Source organism: Rhodococcus tibetensis (genome assembly GCF_024438035.1).
Lineage (GTDB): Bacteria > Actinomycetota > Actinomycetes > Mycobacteriales > Mycobacteriaceae > Rhodococcus_F > Rhodococcus_F tibetensis.
Genome location: NZ_JANFQF010000024.1, coordinates 19,431 through 41,304 on the forward strand (window position 1 = coordinate 19,431; position 21,874 = coordinate 41,304).

General features: G+C 66.0%; 21 protein-coding genes. 8 read left to right on the forward strand and 13 right to left on the reverse strand.

Translation table 11 applies throughout. The features are described from left to right. Positions 1-47: 47 nt before the first annotated feature. Together NOF53_RS23100 and NOF53_RS23105 are read right to left on the reverse strand one after the other, a co-directional pair. Positions 48-1,214, reverse strand: coding sequence for a glycoside hydrolase family 183 protein (locus NOF53_RS23100; RefSeq protein ID WP_255973128.1), 1,167 nt, complete (start codon positions 1,212-1,214; stop codon positions 48-50). Between the two features lie 111 nt (positions 1,215-1,325). Next, positions 1,326-2,699 (reverse strand): FAD-binding oxidoreductase, encoded by a 1,374-nt coding sequence (locus tag NOF53_RS23105; protein WP_255973130.1) that lies wholly within the window; start codon positions 2,697-2,699, stop codon positions 1,326-1,328. A gap of 513 nt (positions 2,700-3,212) precedes the next feature. Between NOF53_RS23105 and NOF53_RS23110 the strand changes: the two genes are divergently transcribed. After that, the gene (locus NOF53_RS23110; protein ID WP_255973133.1) at positions 3,213-3,542 is read left to right on the forward strand and encodes a hypothetical protein; all 330 of its coding nucleotides are present in this window, start codon (positions 3,213-3,215) and stop codon (positions 3,540-3,542) included. Between the two features lie 51 nt (positions 3,543-3,593). Here the strand turns inward: NOF53_RS23110 and NOF53_RS23115 are convergent, their stop codons facing one another. Next, a complete protein-coding gene (locus NOF53_RS23115) occupies positions 3,594-4,274 on the reverse strand; it encodes a Type 1 glutamine amidotransferase-like domain-containing protein (RefSeq protein ID WP_255973136.1) in 681 nt (226 codons plus the stop codon). A 5-nt stretch (positions 4,275-4,279) separates the two neighbouring features. Next, complete coding sequence (locus NOF53_RS23120; protein WP_255973139.1) at positions 4,280-5,098, reverse strand: maleylpyruvate isomerase family mycothiol-dependent enzyme; 819 nt, start codon at positions 5,096-5,098, stop codon at positions 4,280-4,282. Between the two features lie 161 nt (positions 5,099-5,259). Between NOF53_RS23120 and NOF53_RS23125 the strand changes: the two genes are divergently transcribed. Continuing rightward, the gene (locus tag NOF53_RS23125) at positions 5,260-6,813 is read left to right on the forward strand and encodes an AMP-binding protein (protein ID WP_255973142.1); all 1,554 of its coding nucleotides are present in this window, start codon (positions 5,260-5,262) and stop codon (positions 6,811-6,813) included. A gap of 16 nt (positions 6,814-6,829) precedes the next feature. Here NOF53_RS23125 and NOF53_RS23130 read toward each other — a convergent pair whose 3' ends face one another. Beyond that, positions 6,830-8,194 (reverse strand): APC family permease, encoded by a 1,365-nt coding sequence (locus tag NOF53_RS23130; RefSeq protein ID WP_374212657.1) that lies wholly within the window; start codon positions 8,192-8,194, stop codon positions 6,830-6,832. A gap of 274 nt (positions 8,195-8,468) precedes the next feature. Beyond that, complete coding sequence (locus tag NOF53_RS23135; RefSeq protein WP_255973146.1) at positions 8,469-8,864, reverse strand: DUF488 domain-containing protein; 396 nt, start codon at positions 8,862-8,864, stop codon at positions 8,469-8,471. Positions 8,865-9,133: 269 nt separating this feature from the next. Here NOF53_RS23135 and NOF53_RS23140 point away from each other — a divergent pair, with 269 nt between their 5' ends. Genes NOF53_RS23140 through NOF53_RS23150 form a run of 3 tightly spaced genes read left to right on the forward strand, consistent with a single transcriptional unit; the run spans position 9,134 to position 12,000 of the window. Then, a complete protein-coding gene (locus NOF53_RS23140) occupies positions 9,134-10,246 on the forward strand; it encodes a Re/Si-specific NAD(P)(+) transhydrogenase subunit alpha (protein ID WP_255973148.1) in 1,113 nt (370 codons plus the stop codon). Further along, positions 10,247-10,576 (forward strand): NAD(P) transhydrogenase subunit alpha part 2, encoded by a 330-nt coding sequence (locus NOF53_RS23145; protein WP_255973150.1) that lies wholly within the window; start codon positions 10,247-10,249, stop codon positions 10,574-10,576. Then, a complete protein-coding gene (locus NOF53_RS23150; protein WP_255973152.1) occupies positions 10,576-12,000 on the forward strand; it encodes an NAD(P)(+) transhydrogenase (Re/Si-specific) subunit beta in 1,425 nt (474 codons plus the stop codon). The genes NOF53_RS23145 and NOF53_RS23150 overlap by 1 nt, the downstream gene beginning before the upstream one ends. A 69-nt stretch (positions 12,001-12,069) precedes the next feature. Here NOF53_RS23150 and NOF53_RS23155 read toward each other — a convergent pair whose 3' ends face one another. Genes NOF53_RS23155 through pdhA form a run of 5 tightly spaced genes read right to left on the reverse strand, consistent with a single transcriptional unit; the run spans position 12,070 to position 17,316 of the window. Beyond that, a complete protein-coding gene (locus tag NOF53_RS23155) occupies positions 12,070-12,702 on the reverse strand; it encodes a hypothetical protein (RefSeq protein WP_255973154.1) in 633 nt (210 codons plus the stop codon). 32 nt (positions 12,703-12,734) lie between these two features. Further along, a complete protein-coding gene (locus NOF53_RS23160) occupies positions 12,735-13,961 on the reverse strand; it encodes an MFS transporter (protein WP_255973156.1) in 1,227 nt (408 codons plus the stop codon). Between the two features lie 20 nt (positions 13,962-13,981). After that, positions 13,982-15,208: a dihydrolipoamide acetyltransferase family protein gene (locus NOF53_RS23165; protein WP_255973158.1), complete on the reverse strand. Its 1,227-nt coding sequence runs from the start codon at positions 15,206-15,208 to the stop codon at positions 13,982-13,984. Between the two features lie 30 nt (positions 15,209-15,238). Further along, complete coding sequence (locus tag NOF53_RS23170) at positions 15,239-16,222, reverse strand: alpha-ketoacid dehydrogenase subunit beta (RefSeq protein WP_255973160.1); 984 nt, start codon at positions 16,220-16,222, stop codon at positions 15,239-15,241. Next, positions 16,219-17,316 (reverse strand): pyruvate dehydrogenase (acetyl-transferring) E1 component subunit alpha, encoded by a 1,098-nt coding sequence (gene pdhA / locus NOF53_RS23175; RefSeq protein WP_255973162.1) that lies wholly within the window; start codon positions 17,314-17,316, stop codon positions 16,219-16,221. Before pdhA ends, NOF53_RS23170 begins: the two co-directional genes overlap by 4 nt. A gap of 385 nt (positions 17,317-17,701) precedes the next feature. Between pdhA and NOF53_RS23180 the strand changes: the two genes are divergently transcribed. Then, the gene (locus NOF53_RS23180; protein ID WP_255973164.1) at positions 17,702-18,730 is read left to right on the forward strand and encodes a phosphotransferase family protein; all 1,029 of its coding nucleotides are present in this window, start codon (positions 17,702-17,704) and stop codon (positions 18,728-18,730) included. Between the two features lie 30 nt (positions 18,731-18,760). Here the strand turns inward: NOF53_RS23180 and NOF53_RS23185 are convergent, their stop codons facing one another. Then, positions 18,761-19,222 carry an acyl-CoA thioesterase gene (locus NOF53_RS23185; protein ID WP_255973166.1) on the reverse strand — a complete coding sequence of 154 codons (462 nt, stop codon included), beginning with the start codon at positions 19,220-19,222 and terminating at the stop codon, positions 18,761-18,763. Positions 19,223-19,304: 82 nt separating this feature from the next. Between NOF53_RS23185 and NOF53_RS23190 the strand changes: the two genes are divergently transcribed. Together NOF53_RS23190 and NOF53_RS23195 are read left to right on the forward strand one after the other, a co-directional pair. Continuing rightward, entirely contained in the window at positions 19,305-20,495 is a 1,191-nt protein-coding gene (locus NOF53_RS23190; RefSeq protein ID WP_255973169.1) for a benzoate/H(+) symporter BenE family transporter, read from the forward strand. Positions 20,496-20,502: 7 nt separating this feature from the next. Further along, positions 20,503-21,012 carry an O-acetyl-ADP-ribose deacetylase gene (locus NOF53_RS23195; RefSeq protein WP_255973171.1) on the forward strand — a complete coding sequence of 170 codons (510 nt, stop codon included), beginning with the start codon at positions 20,503-20,505 and terminating at the stop codon, positions 21,010-21,012. A 20-nt stretch (positions 21,013-21,032) separates the two neighbouring features. Here NOF53_RS23195 and NOF53_RS23200 read toward each other — a convergent pair whose 3' ends face one another. Next, the gene (locus tag NOF53_RS23200) at positions 21,033-21,848 is read right to left on the reverse strand and encodes a shikimate 5-dehydrogenase (protein WP_255973173.1); all 816 of its coding nucleotides are present in this window, start codon (positions 21,846-21,848) and stop codon (positions 21,033-21,035) included. Positions 21,849-21,874: the final 26 nt, after the last annotated feature.

The window sequence follows — 21,874 nt, forward strand, 5'->3', positions numbered from 1 at the left end:
TCTGTTTGCCTCGAGCGTGCAGTGCTGCGCACACTCGCAGGTTACCGTCAGTCGGCGAGGCTGGTGCGCAGCAGCATGACGTTGTAGTCGGACCAGGTGGTGGCGAGAAAGTACAGATCCGACCCCTTCGACCACGGATGCATGTAGGCCCCGTACAGCTCTGGTACGTCGCGGCTGCTCACCAATACTTCCGGTGCACTCCAGCCGGATTCGAGCCGGTCGGACCGCCGCATGACCACGGAGTTGCCCGCGTCCGTGTACATCGCGACGAACTGGCCGAGGTAGTCGTTGAATTGCACGGACAGCTCGCTGACGGGCCCGGGGATTATTGGGCTGGCAGCCGCAGCGTTCGCCTTCACCCACGCCTTGCCGTCCCAGTATTCGTAGACGGCGAGGTTGCGTATCTCCGCTTCCGGCACCCGCGACAACCGGGCGTCACCCGAACGACCCGACGGAGTGCCGAAGGCGTAGACGAATCCGTCGTGTTTGACGTAGGAACCCATCTGGAAGTTCTCGGCCCCGGTACCGGGCACATTCGGTCGCAGGGTCAGCGGGTCCGTGGCCCAGTTCTCGCCGTTGTCGGTCGAATACGCGATGCCTGACGCGTTGGTGTCCCACTCGCCGGGAGCTCCCCAGCTCCGCACGGACATGTAGTTGATGTATTGCGTGGGACCGACCGAGATGCCGGTGGTGGGGATGACGGTTTGCTCGACACCCGGAATCTTCTTGCTCGCAATGATTTCCTTGGAGTGATTCGGACGGTCGACGGGTGAGTTGTCGATACTCATTCCGTTGGACAGATCGCGGTCGCTGCTGCGAAGCAGGATGTTGCTGCGCCAGTCGCCGACGAGCCCGCAGAGGGGATTGTCGCTGAGACCGACCGTGTCGCCGAAAGCGGTGAGAACCTGGCCGCCCCCGTTGTCCCACATGATGCCGAGGTCGGTTCCGAGAACGCCGAATCGGAAGATCGTGTCGTTGGGGCTGCGAGGCCCGGTGATGTGTGCGACGGCCTGCGTTCTGCCACGCAGTTCGGGAAGTCGGCCGTCGCTGCCGTTGAGCCAGGGGATCGGGTTGATACCGGCGCTCGAACCGAAACTGCCTGATCCGAGGCACGGCGCCGCCGTCGCCACGGAGGGCGACCAGGCGAAAAACGTGCAGGTAGACGCCAATAGAGCTGGCATGGCCAGTGAGCCGACACGGCGGAGCTTGTTCACAGGCACACCTCTCTGCGACGAATCGAGCCAGGTCCGGTCACGCTAGCAACACCTCAGGCGTCACACCAGCCCCTCGCATAACCATTTGGGTACCTTGTCCGCCGCGGGAGCCTACAGAATCGCGCCCGGGTTGAGGATTCCGAGCGGATCGAGCGCCTGCTTCACCCGGGCCGTCAGATCCATGACATCCTTGCCCACCTGGTCGGGCAGCCACGCCTTCTTCAGCCTTCCCACCCCGTGTTCACCGGTGATCGTTCCCCCGAGCGAAATAGCGAGATCCATGATCTCGCCGAACGCGAGCCGGGCCCGTTCCGCCATGGCGACATCCTCGGGATCGAACACGATGAGCGGATGCGTATTGCCGTCGCCGGCATGAGCAATGACGGCGATGAGCACGTCCCGCGCCCGCGCGATGGCCGCTATGCCCTCGACCAGTGCGGGTAGCTTCGGCAGCGGGACCCCGACGTCTTCGAGGAGGAGGCTCCCCAGCCGCTCCACCGCGGGAATGGCGAATCGCCTTGCGGCTGCGAAGGCTTCCCCCTCCTCTGGATCATCGGTGGTGAACACCTCCGACGCGCCGCTGGCGGTGCAGGCGTCGGCCATGATCGAAATCTCATCGAAGGCAATCGCCCCCGGAGCATCGGAGCGGGCGATGAGCATGGCTTCGGCGGTCCGGTCCAAGCCCATCTTCAGTGCGTCCTCCACGGCGCCGATCGTCGTGCCGTCCATGAACTCGAGCATCGACGGGCGCAACGAGCGGGTGATGGCCAGCACGGTGTCTGCGGCCGCCTGCACCGAAGCGAACGTGGCCACCAAAGTGCACGACGGCGGCTGAGCTGGAATCAGTCTGAGGGTCACCTCGGTGACGACCCCGAGGGTGCCCTCACTGCCGACGAAGAGTTTGGTCAGCGACAGTCCGGCGACGTCCTTGAGTCGGGGCCCGCCCAGCCGCACCGCCGTTCCGTCCGCGAGTACCACCCGGAGGCCCAGCACGTAGTCCGTGGTGACCCCGTATTTCACACAGCACAGACCGCCGGCGTTGGTCGCCACGTTGCCACCGATCGAGCACATCTCGAAGGACGATGGGTCGGGCGGGTACCACAGCCCGTGCTCCGCGGCCGCCGCCTTCACCTCGGCGTTGAGCAGGCCGGGTTCGACGACGGCGATACGCGTGACGGGGTCGACGTCGATCCGGCGCATCCGCTCGGTGCTGACGACCACGCTGTCTCGTACCGCAGTGGCACCTCCACTGAGCCCCGATCCCGCTCCGCGGGGAATCACCGGGACCCGATGCCTGCCGGCCCAGCGCAGCACTGCCGAGACGTCCTCGGTGCAGGTCGGCCTTGCGACGGCGGCGGGCAGGACGGCGTCCGGGTCGCGCGCCCAGTCGTGGCTGTAGGACGCGAGAAGATCGGGATCGGTGAGGAGGCATCCGCGGGGAAGGGCGGCGTCGAGTTCCGCGAGAACTTCCGGTGCGATCGTCATGAAATGCTCCTCGCGGGCGGGTGCGGCGTACCCGACGGTAGCGTGGCGCGGACTTTGATGTCCTCAATTTGGTCGAGCGTCCAACTGAACCGATTCGGAGGGTTTGCTCCAGATATCGCCTCAACCTGGACGTTCAGTGCAGGTTGGGATGGGTCTCGACCTCGGAACTTGTTACCCACGCGTAGGAGTCTCACTATGTGAGATTACGGATGTTAATTTTTTTGCCTTGGGCGGCGGAGGGGTATAGAACCCTTCGATACGCGAAACCCGCAGGTAGTAGTACCTCGGGGCAGATGTGGACCGGAGCGTTTCGGGTGTAACTCAGGTCACATTCTTCACTCTGTTACCGGATCGTATCGGCCGGGCAATGCAAAAAAGCACTTTCCCGGGTTAGCGTTCTGCATCGTCAAACACCGGCGAGGCGTTACACCCAATCGGAGAATCTCACGAAATGTGAGCTAGATCGCAACTTGGGGCCGGTTTTGCCGCACCGACCCCGGAAGGACCCGCACGATGCATGCACTCCACCGAGACCCCAGCAGTTACATCTCCGCGATGTTCTCGTACGAGTTCATCGACGGTGGCATCGACTACGACTCCATCGAGCAGATTCACCGCGGGGAGTTCGATGAGTGGGTCTTCGCACTGGCCGGCTCAGGATTGTTCACGAACGACGAAGTTCTCGCGATGGTCACCGAGTGGCGTCTGAACCCCAAGGTTCTCCTCAACACTCTCCTCGCCGACGCCGATGAGGTCACCGCAAAGCGTTGCGAGGTCACCTGGGCAGCACTCGACCGGGTCGCGCCGTTCGCGCCGTCGATGCCCGTCGCCGTCTTCGGCTGACGTTCCCCCGGGCGCCCCGCAGAGTCGGCCCCCGTTCGCGGCGGTGCTTCGTCAGATGAGCTCGGTGGAATCTCCATCCACCACGATTGCCTGCTCGTCGGTCAAGGTCCGGTAATCCATCCCGGCGAGCCGCAAGGTGGCGACAGTACGCCGAACAGCGGCCGCGTCTTCCAAGGGCACCGCTTCTTGGCCCCCTGAGGGCGCCGCAGGCGGATGATGCGGCACGATCGCGAACGGCACCACCCCGAGGCCTTCCCAGATCGGCTCCATGCCGCAGGTCTCGACAACCTCCGCCGGGTCATCGGAGGAGTCGAGACCGCGCAGCGTGGGTGTCATGACGCAGGCGCCCGCGCTGTAACCGGCATAGACGAGCGAATCGTTTCGCAGCAGGTCCCGGATGACATCGTCCGCACCACTTCGCGCCATCTGCGCACGCAGGACGAACGTATTTCCGCCCCGCACCCAGAGCATGCCCAATCCGGCCAGCCGGTCCCTCAGCCGGCCCGTTTCGCCGTTCTGCGTTCGGATGTAGTCGCGAAGATCGACTTCCTCCGGAGAGAAACCCAGGCGCCGGAGAGGCGTCATGTCACTGACGACCGCGGACGCGCGCGCGGCCGGCGGCCATGCGTCCGCTGCCGACGCAATCACGCCCACACGTCCCGGACTTCCGACGAGCGACATCAACGGTGCGGGGTCGGCTCCGAACCGGTAGGACGACAGAAACAGGCGCATCCCGGTCAGATGGTGAACGCGAGGTTGTCGACGATCTGCTTGCCGACGGCGGTGTCACCGCTGATGGAGACTGCGTCGCGGTGATCCGCGGCCTTCACCCTTCCACCGGCAAGCCGGGTGAACAGCCGGGAGTCGAGGGTGATCGTCGTGGTGGCGGCGGACGGCAACTCGTCCACCACGGCTGCCCGCCCGTCGACGGCGACGTGGATTTCTCTCGCGAGCGGACCCGTCAACTCGAAGGTGATACGCGAGCCCTCCGGCGCCTTGCCGCGCTTACCCACGAGAAACGCGACCGCTCCCGCGATCTCCTCGAACGCAGTCTCCCCGCGGGTTCCGCCCTCGTTCCCGGCCACGCCCAGTGCCTCGCGGAGGTCGAGTTCGTGCATCCAGCAGTCGAAGACGCGGATGCGCATGAACCGGAGATAGGGCGCCGGGCCGACTGGTGTGGCGGTCTCGGCCTCGAACATCTCGTCCGTCATCGCCGCCAGTTCGGAGCGCCTGCGCTCGGTGATCGCACGGAAGCGCTCGAGCATCTCCGAGCCGGGGCATCCGCGCAATCCCTCCACCCACTGTTCGTTGAACGCTCCGATCTCGTTGCGCACATGGGCGAACCCGTGGACATCGACAGTGGTGTGGGGCGCCGGTATCCCCGCGAGCATGGATTCGGTACCGATCAGGTGCGCAGCGATGTCGTGCACGGTCCATCCAGGCAGAGGACTGGGAGTGAACCAGGCGTCACCCGACACCGAGGACAGCAACTGGTCGAGCACCTCCCACTCCTCGAACAGGGCGTCGAGTATCGGTTCCTTCTGTAGGGCAGTCACGTCTGATGGCCTCCTTTCGCTTCAACTGTAGGACTTGCCGAGCGGCGGCCCGGCGTTTTCACCCCTGAGGAAGGTTTGCCGCGGTGAGTGTGAACGGCCGCCCCTCCCGAGACGCGTGTGGTAGACCGATGATGAGAATCTCCATTAACAAAGGAGTGCGGATGTTTCCCGGAAATTTCGTCGCCACCACCCCGGACAAGCCGGCCGTCGTCCGGCCGTCCACAGGGGAGCAGCTCACCTACCGGGAGCTGGACCAGCGTTCCATCCGGTTGGCGCGACACCTACGCGGACTGGGCTTGGAGGTCGGGGATCACCTGGCTCTGGTGTCGAGCAACGACCTCCGCGTCCTCGAGGTGTACTGGGCGGCGTTGCGGTCCGGGCTCTACATCACCGTGGTGAACTGGCACCTCACTGCAGCCGAAGCCGGGTACGTCGTGAACGACTGTGGAGCCGCCGTCCTCATCGCCTCGGCTGACGCGGCACGAGCGATCCCCACCGACCCGGCGCACTTGCCCGGCGTCCGGCACAGGCTCGTCTACGGCGGTGAACTGGACGGCTTCGACAGCTACGACGCGGCGGTGGCGGCGCAGCCCGACGAACCACTGGACTCGCAACCCCGCGGCCAGGACATGCTGTACTCGTCGGGTACGACGGGCAGGCCGAAGGGAATCAAACCCGCACTGCCGGAAGGCGAAGTGGACTCGACGATGGACCCGTACACGGCAGTGTTCGCGCCGATGTACGGATTCGACGCGGACACCGTCTATCTGTGCCCCGCACCGCTGTATCATGCGGCGCCCCTTCGCTTCTGCGGCACCATCACGTCTGTCGGCGGAACTATCATCCTCATGGACAAGTTCGACGCCGAGGAGGCGCTGCGACTGATCGAGAAGTACCAGGTGACGCACAGTCAGTGGGTGCCCACCATGTTCGTGCGAATGCTCAAGCTGCCGAGGGAAGTACGCGAGAAGTTCGACGTGTCCAGTGTGAAGGTGGCGATTCATGCGGCCGCCCCGTGCCCACCCGACGTGAAACGTTCCATGATCGAGTGGTGGGGTCCGGTGATTCATGAGTACTACGCCTCCACCGAAGGTGCCGGCGCCACGTTCATCGACAGTGCGCAGGCCCTCGCCAAGCCGGGATCCGTCGGGCACGACGGGGTGATGGGCATCGTGCACGTCTGCGACGACACCGGTGCGGAGCTACCCATCGGTGAGATCGGAACGGTGTACTGGGAGCGCGAGGAGCGGCCGTTCGAATACCACAACGATCCGGCCAAGACCGAATCCGCAACGCATCCATATCATCCGACGTGGACCACCAGTGGGGATATCGGGTATCTCGACGCCGATCGCTTTCTGTATCTCACAGATCGGGCAGCCTTCATGATCATCTCCGGCGGGGTGAACATCTACCCGCAGGAGTCCGAGAACATTCTCACCATGCATCCCAAGGTCTTCGACGTGGCGGTGATCGGTGTACCCGACGAGGAGATGGGCGAACAGGTCAAGGCGGTGGTCCAACTCGTCAACGGTGTCGAGCCGTCGGATGTCGTCGCGCGTGAACTACTGGACTACGTGCGTGACCGGGTGACCCACTTCAAGGCGCCGCGCAGCATCGACTTCTCGGACGACCTGCCGCGCACGCCCACGGGCAAACTCGTCAAGCACAAGCTGCGAGCCCGGTATCTCGCGGAGGCAGAGACGGTCCGCTGATCCGAGGGTCCCCGCGCTACTGCACACGGGGACTCTCGGCGTCGGCCTTCGTGGAACGACGGCGGGAAAGTACGTGCAGCACTATCCCGACAGCAAGGAGTAGCGCTGCACGCAGCCAGGTGGCCGCGCTCTGCTGGGTGAGCAACGCAAGGCACGTGAAGATGGCGAGGATCGGAAGGATCGTCGGGGCCCGGAAGTGGTCGTGCTGCACCGCATCACGACGCAACACGAGCACCGCGATGTTGGTGCTGATGAAGACGAAGAGCAGTAGCAGAACCACAGTCTCCGCCAAGGCGGACAGTGAACCGGTGACGCACAGAGCCATGGCGACTGCAGTGGTCGCGACAATTGCCACCCAGGGAGTCCGACGCCGCGGCAGGACGCGTGCGAACGGACTTGGAAGCAATCCCTCGGATGCCATCCCATATGTGAGTCTGCTCGCCATGATCATCGTCAGCAGTGCGCCGTTGGCGACGGCGACGAGCGCGATCAGACTGAACAGGCGAGACGGAACGCCGACGTCGGCCGCCGAGACCACCGCCAGCAAGGGGCCCGAAGATGCGGCGAGTTCGTCTGCGGGAAGGACCACCGAGACAGCGAGACCGACGAGGACGTAGACGACGCCCGCCGTCAGCAAGGCCCCGAACAGCGCGCGCGGGTACACCTTGCGCACGTTGGTCACCTCTTCGGCGACGTTCGCGGACGTCTCGAAGCCGACGAACGAGTAATACGCGAGCAGGGCGGCGGCCAGCACCGCGAGCGCCGGCGAACGGCTGTCGTCGAATTCGACCACCCGGCCCAGGGTGCCGTCGCCGCGCCCGAGCACGATGCCGGCGAGAACCACGACCAGAACCAGGCCGGTGACCTCCACCACTGTCATCACGACGTTCGCGCGCATCGACTCCTTGATGCCCCGTGCATTGAGAAGTCCCACGAGAAGAAGGAACACGAGTGCTGCAGGAACCGTCGGCACATCCAGGAATACGGCAAGGTAGTCGCCGGAGAACGCGAGGGCGAGTCCCGCTGCGCTCGTGACGCCCGCCGCCAGCATCGAGAACCCGACGAGGAACGAGATCATCGGCTTCCGATACGCCCGCTGGGCGAACACCGCAGCCCCGCCGGCGCGCGGATACTTGGTGACCAGTTCGGCATACGAGGTCGCCGTCAGCAATGCCATCGCCAGTGCCACCAGCAGTGGCACCCACACTGCACCGCCCACCTCGCCGGCGATGACCCCCACCAATGCATAGATACCGGCGCCCAGGACGTCGCCGAGGATGAACACGAACAGTAGAGGGCCCGTGATGGCCCTGGCGAGAACGGTCCCGTTCCCGGCGCCCTCGAGGCGTTCGGTATCTCCCTCGTTCACGGCTCGTCGCATCTGCAAGGTTCATCCCGTCTGCCACGGTGACATGCCGCCACCTTCAGGTGCAGTCATGTACCCAGCAGGCACGCTCTCAAACTGATGCACGTTACGTCGGCGGGGTCCTGCGTCGCCGGCGTTTCGTGTGCGGTCGCGGTCCCGCATCGTGGACAGTGCGGCGCTGTCCGGTCCGTGAGGAACACTCCGCAGTCGGGGCAGACACGGTCGAGCCAGCACGCCGACTCGCCGCCGAGATCCTCGTCGGCGAGGTCGCCGGGTTTCGCCTCGCCGGTCACCGCTGACCGCGCAGGTATTCGGCGAGGACCTCGGCGTGACTGTGAGTGACGTCCTTGGTGGCGGTCAAGAGGACGATGGGGCGCCCGTGCGCGAGGTCCCGGATCCTCGCGAGCGCCTTGCGGCCCGGCGGGGAGTCCAGCTCGGATACGTACCGTTCCCGGAACTCGCTGAAGGCTGCGACATCGTGTGAATACCAATGACGCAGCTCGGTCGAGGGTGCGAGATCGCGGGCCCAGTCGTCGAAGTGAAAAGCATCCTTGCGAAGGCCGCGCGGCCAGAGCCGGTCGACGAAGAGCCGGAGTCCGTTGCCGTCGGTGGGGTGGTCGTAGACCCGTTCTACCACTACGGCCGATTCGACGTCCGTTGCCCGCCGTTCGTGTGGCTTGTGCATGGTCGAACCTCCGCTTCTGTGCGGTTGCCTCTCCTCAGCCTACGACTCGACCGTGTGTGACTGGGCTCACAAAGATGCCGAAAGACGTGTGAGAACGGCTGTTCGGACTCGATTCAGACGGGTCTGCGCCGGCTGCTCTGTTCCCTACGTCACGCGGTCTCTGGCTATCATCAGCTGAATTCAGTCGAGGCGGGGGACACTTTCCGCTCATCATCGGTTGGTTGCCGCTCGTGGCGGCATGCAGACCATCTACCGCAGGAAGTCGATAAATGGATACATCGCAGAGCGCGGCGCAGCCGCGCCCGACGGTTGGCGTTCCTCGTGAGTTGAACGAGGACGAGCGTCGGGTGGCGTTGGTGCCGAAGATCGTGGCCGCATTGACGGGTAAGGGTGTCGATGTGGTGGTCGAGTCGGGTGCCGGGTTGGGCGCGCTGATTCCGGACGAGCTGTATGTCGGGGCGGGCGCGAAGATCGGCGATCCGTGGTCGGCGGACGTAGTGGTCAAGGTCGCCCCGCCGTCGAACGAGGAAGTCGGCCGCTTTCACTCCGGTCAGACGTTGATCGGGTTCCTCGCCCCGCGCAACCAGGACAATCAGGTCGCCGCGTTGCAGGCGGCGGGAGTGCAGGCATTCGCGGTCGAGGCGATACCTCGGATCTCCCGCGCCCAGGTGATGGACGCGTTGTCGTCGCAGGCGAATGTGGCCGGGTACAAGGCGGTGTTGTTGGCGGCGTCGGAGTCGACGCGGTTCTTCCCGATGCTCACCACCGCCGCGGGCACCGTCAAGCCGGCGACGGTGTTGGTGCTCGGTGTCGGTGTCGCGGGTTTGCAGGCGTTGGCGACGGCGAAGCGGCTCGGTGGCCGGGCCACCGGCTACGACGTGCGCCCGGAGGTGGCCGATCAGGTTCGATCGGTTGGTGCGCAGTGGCTGGATCTGGGGATCGACGCCGCCGGCGAGGGCGGCTACGCCCGCGAACTCACCGACGAGGAACGGGCGCAGCAGCAGCAGGCGCTCGAGGACGCCATCAAAGGCTTCGACGTGGTCATCACCACCGCCCTGGTGCCGGGCCGTCCGGCACCGCGGTTGGTGACCGCGGCCGCGGTCGAGGGCATGAAGCCCGGCAGTGTGGTAGTCGATCTGGCCGGAGAGACCGGCGGTAACTGTGAGCTCACCGAACCGGGTCAGACCGTGGTCAAGCACGGGGTGACGATCTGCTCGCCGCTGAACCTGCCCGCGTCGATGCCCGAGCATGCCTCCGAGCTGTACTCGAAGAACGTTTCGGCATTGCTCGAGTTGATGCTCGTCGACGGGGCACTGGCCCCCGATTTCTCGGACGAGGTCCTCGCCGCGTCCTGCGTCACCCGTGAGGAGAGTGTGTCCTAGATGTACACCGAACTGTTGGCGAATATCGCGATCCTGGTGTTGTCCGGGTTCGTGGGGTTCGCGGTCATCTCGAAGGTCCCGAATACATTGCATACCCCGCTGATGTCGGGCACGAACGCCATCCACGGCATCGTCGTGCTCGGCGCCCTGGTGGTGCTCGGCAAGGTAGACAACCCGCCGTGGGGCCTGCAGGTGATCCTGTTCGTCGCCCTGGTCTTCGGAACGATCAACGTGGTCGGTGGTTTCGTGGTCACCGACCGCATGCTCGCGATGTTCAAGTCCAAGCCTGTTGCGCCTGTCGCTGCTGCCCAGAAGGGTGGGGACAAGTAATGGAGTACCTCGTCAACGTGCTGTACATCGTCGCGTTCGGCATGTTCATCTACGGTCTGATGGGCCTGACCGGCCCGAAGACCGCGGTCCGCGGTAACCAGATCGCCGCGGCCGGTATGGCGCTCGCCGTGATCGCGACGCTGATCGCGATTCGCGACACCTCGAACTGGGTGCTGATCGTGACCGGTCTGGTCATCGGTGTGGTGCTCGGTGTGCCGCCGGCGTTGCGGACGAAGATGACGGCGATGCCGCAGCTGGTGGCCCTGTTCAACGGAGTCGGCGGCGGCACCGTCGCCCTCATCGCCTACGCCGAGTTCCTCGACTCGGACGGGTTCACCGCCTTCGCGCACGGTGAGTCGCCGACGGTGCACATCGTCATCGCGTCGCTGTTCGCGGCGATCATCGGGTCCATATCGTTCTGGGGTTCGGTCATCGCCTTCCTCAAGTTGCAGGAAACCCTGCCGGGCCGCCCGATCGGCATCGGCCGGTTGCAGCAGCCGCTCAACGCGCTGTTGCTGCTCGGGGCCGTAGCGTTGGCGGTGATCATCGGAATCCGGGCGATCGACCCGGCCGGTCCGACCAGCCAGTGGTGGATCGTCGGTGTCCTGGTTCTCGCCGCGGTCCTGGGGTTGATGGTGGTGTTGCCGATCGGCGGCGCCGACATGCCCGTGGTGATCTCGTTGCTCAACGCGTTGACCGGGTTGTCCGCGGCGGCCGCCGGTTTGGCACTGAATAATCAGGCGATGATCGTGGCCGGCATGATCGTCGGCGCGTCGGGTTCGATCCTGACCAACCTGATGGCGAAGGCGATGAACCGGTCCATTCCGGCGATCGTGGCCGGCGGATTCGGTGGCGGCGGCGGCGCCGCGGCGGTCGGGGACGGAACGGTGAAGACGGCGAAGTCCACCTCGGCGGCGGACGCGGCGATCCAGATGGCGTACGCCAATCAGGTCATCGTGGTGCCCGGGTACGGCTTGGCGGTCGCGCAGGCCCAGCACGCGGTCAAGGACATGGCCAAGATGCTCGAGTCGAAGGGTGTCGAGGTCAAGTACGCCATTCACCCGGTCGCAGGCCGGATGCCCGGGCACATGAACGTGCTGCTCGCCGAGGCCGACGTCGAGTACGACGCGATGAAGGAAATGGACGACATCAACGACGAGTTCGCCCGCACCGACGTCACCCTGGTGATCGGCGCGAACGATGTCACCAACCCCGCCGCCCGCAACGACCCGTCGTCCCCGATCCACGGGATGCCGATCCTGAACGTGGATCAGTCGAAGTCGGTGATCGTGCTCAAGCGGTCGATGAACTCCGGCTTCGCCGGCATCGAGAACCCGCTTTTCTACGCGGACACCACCTCGATGCTCTTCGGCGACGCCAAGAAGTCCGTCGCCGACGTCACCGAGGAACTCAAAGCCCTGTAGGCGGCTCCGCCGCCCGTGCGTGGTTAACGAGTGCAGAGACTCGTTAACCACGCACGGGCGCGAAGCGCCTCAGAGGCGGAGGCTGCTGCGGTGCCGGGAGAAGGCCATGGCCGCGGTGTCGGGGCGTAGCTCCTCCCGTTTCGCGGCGACGGGGGAGTACAGCATCAGCGTCGACGCCAGCGCCCACCAGATCGAGGACACGACAAGGCTCGCTACGAGCCCGTAGACGCTGATGGGATCGACGAGCGCCGAGGCTCCCGCGACGCCGAGGATCAGGGCGAACCCCAGGCCAGCGATCACGGGCCGGAAACGCGGCGCCGATACCAGGATTGCCGAGCCATAGAGGGCCGCGGCGGCGACGACGTGCCCGCTCGGGAGCAGGACGGACGGTGCATCCGCCGCCCAGGCCCGCACGGCGGCGCTGGTGAGGTTCGCTCCGAGACAGAGCGCCAGGACCGCCCCGATTCCGTACGAGAGTTTCCGCAACATCGCGACCACCGCGAGGACGACGGTCGCGACGAGTACGGAGGTGACGTCGATGGTGCTGATCACCTGGTCCGCGACGGATCGTAACGGCTCTGGGAACGTGAGCGCAGTCGATGCAGGTTTGACGAGGTACAGCGCGCACAGCAGCACCGTGCCCGCCGCGGATACGGCAAGACGGTGAACGCTGCGGCGCAGCGTGCTGTTCGATTCGGTCACGGTATCCAGCATGCCAACCGACGCTGAACGAACTATGAGAGCGCGCTGTGATCCCGGAGTACGGCGTGGGGTGTTCGCCGGACCGCACCGGCACACGCAGCGGCGATCAACACACACCCCAGTGGCACCACCATCGCGGTTGTGAGGGGAATCACCTGAGTGATCCAGCCGATGGTGGCCGGCCCGGCGAGGAATCCGACATATCCGAGGCCGACGACGCGGGACATGTTGGTGCCCGCGGACCCCGAGCCGAGGTTGCCCGCGGCGGTGAAGATTTGAGGAACTCCTCCGGAGAGCCCCAAACCGAACAGTGCCCAGCCGAAGATCGTGAGCGGGAGTATCTCGGACATGAGCACGAGCCCCAATCCGGCGGCGGCGATCAGCGTGCCGTAGCGGACGACTGCGACGGGCCCCAGAGCGCCACTGACCCGGTCGGCGGTGAACCGTCCAGCCGTCATCATCACCGAGAAGGCGCCGAACGCGAGGGCGGCGACCGAGTCGGAGGTGGCGAGGTGCTCTTTGACCTGCAGCGCACTCCAGTCGTTGGCGGCGCCTTCGGCGAGCATGAGCACGAACGCGATGCCGCCGAGCGCCAGGACTCGTGCCGACAGTCTTCCGTGCGCTTTCTCTTCGGGTGTGACCTTCTCCGCGTCGCGCGGTCGATCCTGCATGAGCCACCGTGCACTCACCGCGACGGTCGCGATCCCGATGCCCCCGGCGACCAGGAGCGCCGCGGCCGGCGTCCAGTCTGCGGCGAGTGTTGCGGCGCCGACGAGCGATCCTGCGACCCCGCCGACGGAGAAGAGGGCGTGGAAGGCCGACATGATGGGCCGCCGGTAGCGCTGTTCCACCTCGACTGCCTGCGAGTTCATCGAAACGTCGAGCGCCCCGTTGGCGAAGCCGAAGACAAGAAGTGCGAGACCCAGCTGCCACGCCTCGGTCGCCAGTCCGGGGCCGACCGTCGCGACCGACAGGGTGAGCCCGGCGGCGATCACGGTCCGCCTGCTTCCGATTCGGTCGGCGAGGGGGCCGGTGAGCTGCATGCCGATGATCGCGCCGATCGCCAGCAGGAGAAGCAGCGACCCGAGCGTGGAGTGGCTGATCCCGGTACGGCCCTCGATCGCGGGGATGTGGACCACCCACATCCCGAGGAGGAACCCGTTGATCCCGAAGATTACGAAGATCGCCGCGCGGGCGGACCTGAGAACTTCCGGGACCCGTGCGCGCCTGTTCACCGCGGGCGGTTGAGATGTACTCACGGGGCTAAACGTACCCAGGCTCAGAGGTGTGCGAGCAGGGCCACCGGGTCGTGGAGCATCGCCGCTACCGAGGACAGGAATCGCGACCCCTGTTCGCCGTCGACGACGCGGTGATCGAAGGACACGCTCAGGGTCGTGACCCAGCGGACGGCGAGTTCGCCCTCGTGTACCCACGGCCGCTGGGTGACGGCGCCCAGGCACAGGATCGCGGATTCGCCGGGGTTGATGATGGGTGTGCCCGTGTCGATACCGAAGACGCCGACGTTGGTGAGTGAGACGGTACCGCCGGTGAGTTGTGCAGGGGCGGCTGTGCCGCTGCGCGCGATGGCGGTCAGTTCGGTGATTGCCCGGCACAGTTCGAGCAGGCTCAGCGACTGTGCCTCTGTCACGTGGGGAACGACGAGACCGCGCGAAGTGGCCACGGCGATGCCGAGGTTGACGTAGTGCTTGGTGACAATTTCCTGATTCTCTTCGTCCCAGGTGGCGTTGAGACCGGGGTGCTCGCGCAGGGCAACGATCATGGCCTTCGCAGCGAGGCTGAGAGGAGTGACGGACAGTCCCTCGAATTCCCGTAGACCGCGGAGACGTTCGAGAAGTTCGACCGACCGCGTGACGTCGGTCGTCACGAACTCCGTGACGTGGGGCGCAGTGAACGCGCTGCGGACCATGGCGGCGGCGGTCTGCTTCCGCACGCCGCGCACAGGTGTGCGGGTCTCCCGCTCGGCCCGTCCCGCCGCCCCGCGTGCTTCGGTCGAGCCGGCGTACTCCTCCACATCGTTTCGGGTGACGGCACCGGACGGACCGGTGCCCCGGACGAGGGTGAGGTCGATTCCACGCTCGCGTGCTGCCAGCCGGGCCGCCGGCGACGCGTCGGGGCGCGCGCGTTCGCGTGGTGCCGTGGTCTCCGGTGCCGCGGGCGCGCGCGTGCGGGGACGTCTGCTCTGGGCGGCGGCCTCGGGTCCGTATCCGACCAGGACGGGAGTCCGGGTCGGCCGCTCGTCCGTCGCCGAGTCGGTGGCGATTCTGATGAGCGGTGTCCCCACCGGCACTGTGGCGCCCGCGGGGATCAACAGCTCTTCCACGACACCTGCGTAGGGCGAGGGAAGTTCGACCAGCGCCTTGGCGGTCTCGACCTCGGCGATGACTTGGTTCAGTTCGACGCTCTGACCGACGTCGACCGACCACGACACCAACTCGGCCTCGGTCAACCCCTCACCGAGGTCGGGCAAGCGGAATTCCTGCGCCAACGGACACTCCTCTCCTTCGGGCGGACCCGGTCAGGCCGCGAGGCTGCGGTCCACGGCCTCGAGCAGACGGTCGGCGTCGGGGAGGTGGTGACGTTCCAGCTTCGCCGGGGGATAGGGAATGCCGAAACCACCGACGCGCAGAACGGGGGCCTCGAGTTGGTAGAAACACCGCTCCGAGATCCGGGCGGCAACTTCGGCGCCCAGACCGAGGAACGTCGACGCCTCGTGCGCCACGACGAGCCGCCCGGTTTTGCGGACCGATCGCTCGATGGTGGAAAAATCGATCGGGGAGAGGGAGCGCAGATCGATCACCTCGAGGAGATGGCCCTCCTCGGCGGCGATGGTCGCCGCCGACAGCGCGGTGGGTACGACAGAACCGTAGGCGACGATCGTGGCGTCCGATCCTTCGCGCAGGACGCGCGCGCGGTGCAACGGCAGGTCCGGTTCGGCGTCGACGTCGAATTCCGCTGTGTCCCAGTATCGCCGCTTCGGTTCGAAGAACACCACCGGGTCGTCCGACGCGATCGACTGCTGGATCATGTGGAAGGCGTCACCGGGACTGCTCGGGGTGACCACCCGCAGTCCGGCAGTGTGGGCGAAGTAGGCTTCCGGGGACTCCGAGTGATGTTCGACCGCCCCGATTCCACCGCCGTAGGGAATGCGGATAGTCAGGGGCGCAGTCACCTTTCCCTCGGTGCGGTAGTGAATCTTGGCGACCTGCGAGACGATCTGGTCGAATGCCGGGTATACGAAGCCGTCGAACTGGATCTCGCACACGGGCCGGTATCCGCGCAGTGCCATACCGAAGGCGGCGCCGATGATCCCCGATTCGGCAAGCGGGGTGTCGATCACCCGGTTGTCGCCGAAGTCCTTCTGCAAGGTGTCGGTGACACGGAAGACCCCGCCGAGGCGTCCGACGTCCTCGCCCATGATCACGACCTTGCGGTCCCCTTCGAGTGCGCGCCGCAGACCGGCTCCCACGGCCGCACCGAGTGACATTCTGGTGGTGCTCATGACAGTGCCTCCTCGGTGTCGGTGATCGCTGCGAGGTACGCGGCGTACTGGGCGCGCTCTTCGTCGACGAGCGGATGTGCACTGGTGTAGACGTGATCGAACACGCTGAGCGGCGGCGGTGCGGGTGCGCCGACAGCCCCCGACCGCAGTCGCGCGGCGATGTCGTCCGCGGTGGTACGAACCCGGGCCAGGAACGCATCGTCGAGTAGGCCCTCGCGGTCGAGCAGGCGGTGCATGCGGTCGATCGGATCGCGGGCGGTCCACTCCGCGGTCTCCGCCGAAGATCGATACCGCGTCGGATCGTCGGAGGTCGTGTGGGGACCCATCCGATAGGTGATGGCTTCGATGAACGAGGGGCCGCTGCCCTCACGTGCCCGCTGCGTGGCCTGCCGGGTGACCGCGAGGACGGCGAGAACATCGTTGCCGTCCACTCGGACGGCGGGCATCCCGTAGCCGGCGGCGCGCTGGGAGATCGGAACGGGACTCTGTAGGTGCACGGGTTCACTGATCGCCCACTGATTGTTCTGACAGAAAAACACCACCGGGGCGTTGAAACTCATCGAGAAGCCCAGCGCCTCGGCGATATCTCCCTGGCTGGTGGCGCCGTCACCGAAGTAGGCGATGGTCGCGATCTCGGCACCGTCCAAGTGAGCGCCCATGGCGTATCCGGTGGCGTGTAGCCCTTGAGATCCGACGACGATGGCCGGGTTGGTGACATTCACTGCACTCGGATCCCAGCCTGAATGTGCGGTTCCGCGCCACATCCGTGTCATCTCCGCTGGGTCGACACCCCGGCAGTAGGCGACGGCATGCTCCCGGTAGCTGATGAAGGCGTAATCGTCGCGGCGGAGCGCGCGGGCCGAACCGACTTGTGCGGCCTCCTGGCCGAGCATGGGGGCCCACAGGCCCAGTTCGCCTTGCCGTTGCAAGGCAGTGGCTTCGACGTCGACACGGCGGGTGACCACCAGGTCTACGTACAGTGCGCGAAGTTCGTCCGGGCCGATATCGCGCACCAGGCTCGTGTAATCGGGTCGCAGGACCCGTCGGCCGTCCGGCTGAATGAGCTGGACCGGATAGGCAATCTTGTCGACCATCGGACTCACCTCGCTTGTCGCGTCCCGGAGACCTTGTGGGTTCGCGGGAGACGTGCGCTGCACTACAGGACATGTGTGTGTCCTACTTCTCAGCATCCACCGGAACGCGAAGTGCGCAAGTGGCCGAATCCCGGCAGAGCAAGATGACCAGTTGTTGAGCAGTTGGAAGAGTCGTACTGCGTCTTATGACCAGTTGTGACAGCGCCCGAAGCCGAACTGTTATGGAGCGGCAATCCGGCCAGGGAGGGTGCGCATCGTCCCCGCTCGCCGCGGATTCCGAAGGACCGTCCGCAGAAGGTGTATAAGCCGAAATCCGCGTCGCCGTCATTGCCGGTGCGTCTAGGTTCCCACCGCGCAGGGCACGCGAGCGGTTAGCATCGAGCGCGTGAATGCTGTGGGGTTGAACGAAGATGCCGTCTCCGCGTGGATTGCCGGACTCGGTGTAGGAGCGATCGCACCGCTGAGCTTCGAGAGGATCGGAAACGGTCAGTCGAACCTCACATATGCGGTCAGTGATGCAGGTGGCGGCAGGTGGGTGCTTCGGCGTCCGCCGCTCGGAAACCTGCTCGCCTCGGCGCACGACGTGGTCCGGGAACATCGAATCCTGTCCTCATTGCAGGGTTCGGACGTGCCGGTGCCGAAAATCCTCGGACTCACCGAAGATCCCGAAGTGACCGACGCGCCGCTCGTGTTGATGAGCTACGTGGGTGGCGTGGTGATCGACAGCATCGGGGTCGCCAAGAAGTTGACGCCCGAGCAGAGACGGGGTGTCGGGCTCGCGATGGCGCGTGCGCTCGCGAAGATTCACGCCGTCGACCTCGCTGACGCCGGGCTCGAGGACTTGGCGAGCCACAAGCCGTACGCGGCAAGGCAGTTGAAACGGTGGGCGGACCAGTGGGAGAAGTCCCGGACGCGGGACGTCCCGGCGATCGAGGAACTCGCGGACATCCTCGCGCGCAACATGCCCGAGCAGAAGGAACTGTCGCTCGTACATGGCGATTTCCACCTGAGTAATGTCATCACCTCGCCCGAGGAGGGGGAGGTGCTCGCCGTGGTGGACTGGGAACTCTGCACTCTCGGGGACCCCCTGGCCGACGTCGGTGCACTTCTGGCCTACTGGCCGGAGGACGGTGACGAGGATGCCGGACCTTTCCCTGCTTCCACTTTGGAGGGTTTCCCGACGAGGGTCGAGCTCGTGGAGGCGTACACCCGGGAGACCGAGCGTGACGTCACGCACGTGGGCTACTGGCACGTCCTGGCACTGTGGAAGCTGGCGATCATCGCCGAAGGCGTCCTGCGTCGGGTGATGGACGATCCACGGAACCGGGCCGAGACCGGGGCGCCCACGGTCACGCTGATCGACGGAATCATCGCCCGGGCCGTCGCCACCGCGGAGGCCGAGGGCCTGCGCTGAACCGGGGCACCGCTGCGCGGTACCGGGCGCTCAATTTGCGTCCGTTACCACCAGTAGTGTTGCTGCATTGTAAATTTCGGGCGGGATGGGCACCGGCTTGCGTGTCTTCGCGTCGACGTACACGTGGACGAAGCGGCCGAGCGCCGCAAGGTCGAGGGTGTCTTCGCCTTCCCGGAAAATCGCGAGCGCGTACACGATGCTGCGATTGCCGAGCCTCTCGATCGACAGACCCACCTGGAGACTGTCCGGGAAGGTCAGTTCACTGAGGTACTTGCAGGACGTCTCGGCGACGATGCCGATCGCCGGCAACTCCCGGATGTCCCTGCCTGTTTGCGCCATCAGCCAGGCATTGACCGCGGTGTCGAAGTACGAGTAATAGGTGACGTTGTTGACGTGCCCGTAGTGGTCGTTGTCCGCCCAGCGTGTGGGTACCGGCCACAGGACCGGGAAGTCGGCGGCGGTCGGCAAGGCGGGGACGTCGTCGTGTTTCATCGCCTCGACCTTAAACGCCGGGGCGCCCGTGCCCTGGGCGGGCCCGCCGGACGCGACCGTGCATCGGGCAGAATCGCGTCCTATGTCCGTACCCGACAGTGACGTGCGTTCGCCCGATTCCGCCGCCCAGCCGGTCAGCGCGGGAATCGTTACAGCCCTCGTGGGTTTCACCAGTTCCTTCGCGGTGGTCCTCACCGGATTGACCGCGGTGGGCGCCAACTCCGGCGAGGCGGCGTCGGGACTCCTCGCGCTGTGTGTGACACAGGCACTGGGCATGCTGTGGTTGTCGCGGCGTTACCGCATGCCGATCACCCTTGCCTGGTCGACACCCGGTGCCGCGCTCCTCGCCGGCGCCGGGACCGTGAGCGGTGGATGGCCTGCGGCGGTGGGCGCTTTCGCCGTTGTCGGTGCTGCCGTCATTCTCACCGGATTGTGGCCTCGGCTCGGCCGCGTCATCGCCGCGATACCTTCCGCGTTGGCGCAGGCGATGCTGGCCGGTGTGTTGTTGCCTCTGTGCCTGGCTCCGGTGCTCGCGTTGCGGGACGCACCACTGGCGGTCGTCCCGGTCGTGCTGGTGTGGCTCGTTCTGCAGCGGTACTCGACACGGTGGGCGGTCCCGGCGGCGTTCGCTGTCGCGGGTGTGGTGATCGCGGTGAGCCTCGTCGTCGGCGGAATCGGACTCGACCCCAGCGCATTGCTGCCGGAGCTCGTGCTGACGGCGCCGGCCTGGTCGTGGCAGGCGTTGATCGGGATCGCCGTTCCGCTGTACATCGTGACCATGGCCTCGCAGAATATTCCCGGCACCGCAGTGATGAACTCGTTCGGATACGAGGTGCCGTGGCGGCCTGCGATGCTGGTGACGGGTATCGGAACGGTGGTGGGTGCACCCGCCGGCGGGCACGCCATCAACCTCGCGGCGATCAGTGCCGCGCTCTCCGCCGCGCCCACCGCCCACCCCGACCCCCGGAAACGGTGGCTCGCCGCCTTCACCGCAGGCTGGGCGTACCTGGTCTTGGCGGCGTGTTCGGCCGCGGTCGCCACGCTCATTGCGGCGGCCCCGGAGGGTCTCGTGGAGGCGGTGGCCGGCCTTGCGTTACTCGGGACTCTGGGCGGTGCGCTGGCGTCGGCGCTCGCCGACGTCTCCGAACGCGAGGGGGCTGTCGTCACGTTCCTGATTGCGGCGTCGGGGGTGAGCGTCCTCGGAATCGGTTCGGCTTTCTGGGCGCTGATCGCCGGATTGATCGTGCGGACTGCCCTCCACTTCCGGCGATAATGGGCCGATGACGACCATCGAGGTAGTGCAGGGCGACATCACGACGGTGACGGTGGACGCAATCGTGAATGCCGCCAACTCCACCCTTCTCGGAGGCGGCGGCGTGGATGGAGCGATCCACCGCGCGGGCGGACCGGACATCCTGGACGAGTGCAGGAAGTTGCGGGCGACGACGCTGCCCGACGGCCTGCCGGCGGGGGAGGCCGTGGCCACTACTGCGGGGAGGTTGCCGGCCCGGTGGGTGATCCACACCGTCGGGCCGGTGTATTCGTCTTCCGAAGATCGGTCACCCGTCTTGCGGAGTGCCTACCTGAGCAGCTTGCGGGTGGCGGCCGAGCTCGGTGCGGACTCGGTTGCCTTTCCGCTCATCTCGGCCGGTGTCTACGGTTGGCCGGCCGACGACGCGGTCCGTCAGGCGGTCAGCGCAGTGCGCCGATCACCCGCCGGTGTGCCGCGCGTGATGTTCGTGGCGTTTGACGCCCGGATGGCGGAAAGGCTTCGCGCGACAGTCGGGTGACCCGCGCCCAACGTGGTGTTTCACGACCGCGAATACTCTGACGCCCTTCGGATCTCTTCGGGAGAGGGACGTACACCTGTGTAGAGGACGAACTGTTCGGCCGCCTGCAGGGCGATCACTTCGGCGCCGGTGATCACGGTCTTGTGGCGCTCGGCCGCTGCCCGGATCAACGGCGTGGTCGCAGGCATCGCCACCACGTCGAACACCGCCTCCGCCGCTTCGATCGCGTCGAGTTCGAACGCCAGGTTGTCCGCCTCGGCGCCGCCAGCCATCCCGATCGGTGTCGCGTTGATCAGCAGGCCCGGACGGGCGTCGCCGAGTTCGGGTTGCCACGAAAAGCCGTACTGCTTCGCGAGTGCGCCGCCCGTCTCCGCGTTGCGGGCCACCACGGTGACGTCGGTGAAGCCGAAGTCGCGGACCGCTGCCACCACGGCCTTGGCCATTCCGCCACTTCCCGCGACGGCCACGGACAGTGAGTGCGGAAGACCGTTCTCGCGCAACAGGTTTGCCACTGCCTGATAGTCGGTGTTGTAGGCGTGCAGGATGCCGTCCTCGTTGACGATGGTGTTGACCGACTCGATGACCGACGCCGACGAGTGCATGACGTCGACGTAGTCGATGACGTGTTCCTTGAACGGCATCGAGATACCGGCGCCGCGAATACCGAGTGCGCGAATCCCGCCGACCGCGGCCTGTAGATCGGTGGTGGTGAACGCCTTGTAGACGAAATTCAGGCCCAGCTCGCCGTAGAGATAGTTGTGAAATCGGGTGCCGATGTTGCTCGGCCGTCCGGAGAGCGAGATGCAGAGAAGTGTGTCTTTGTCGAGCTTGTTCATCAGCGCAATACTAGTGGTGACCTCCC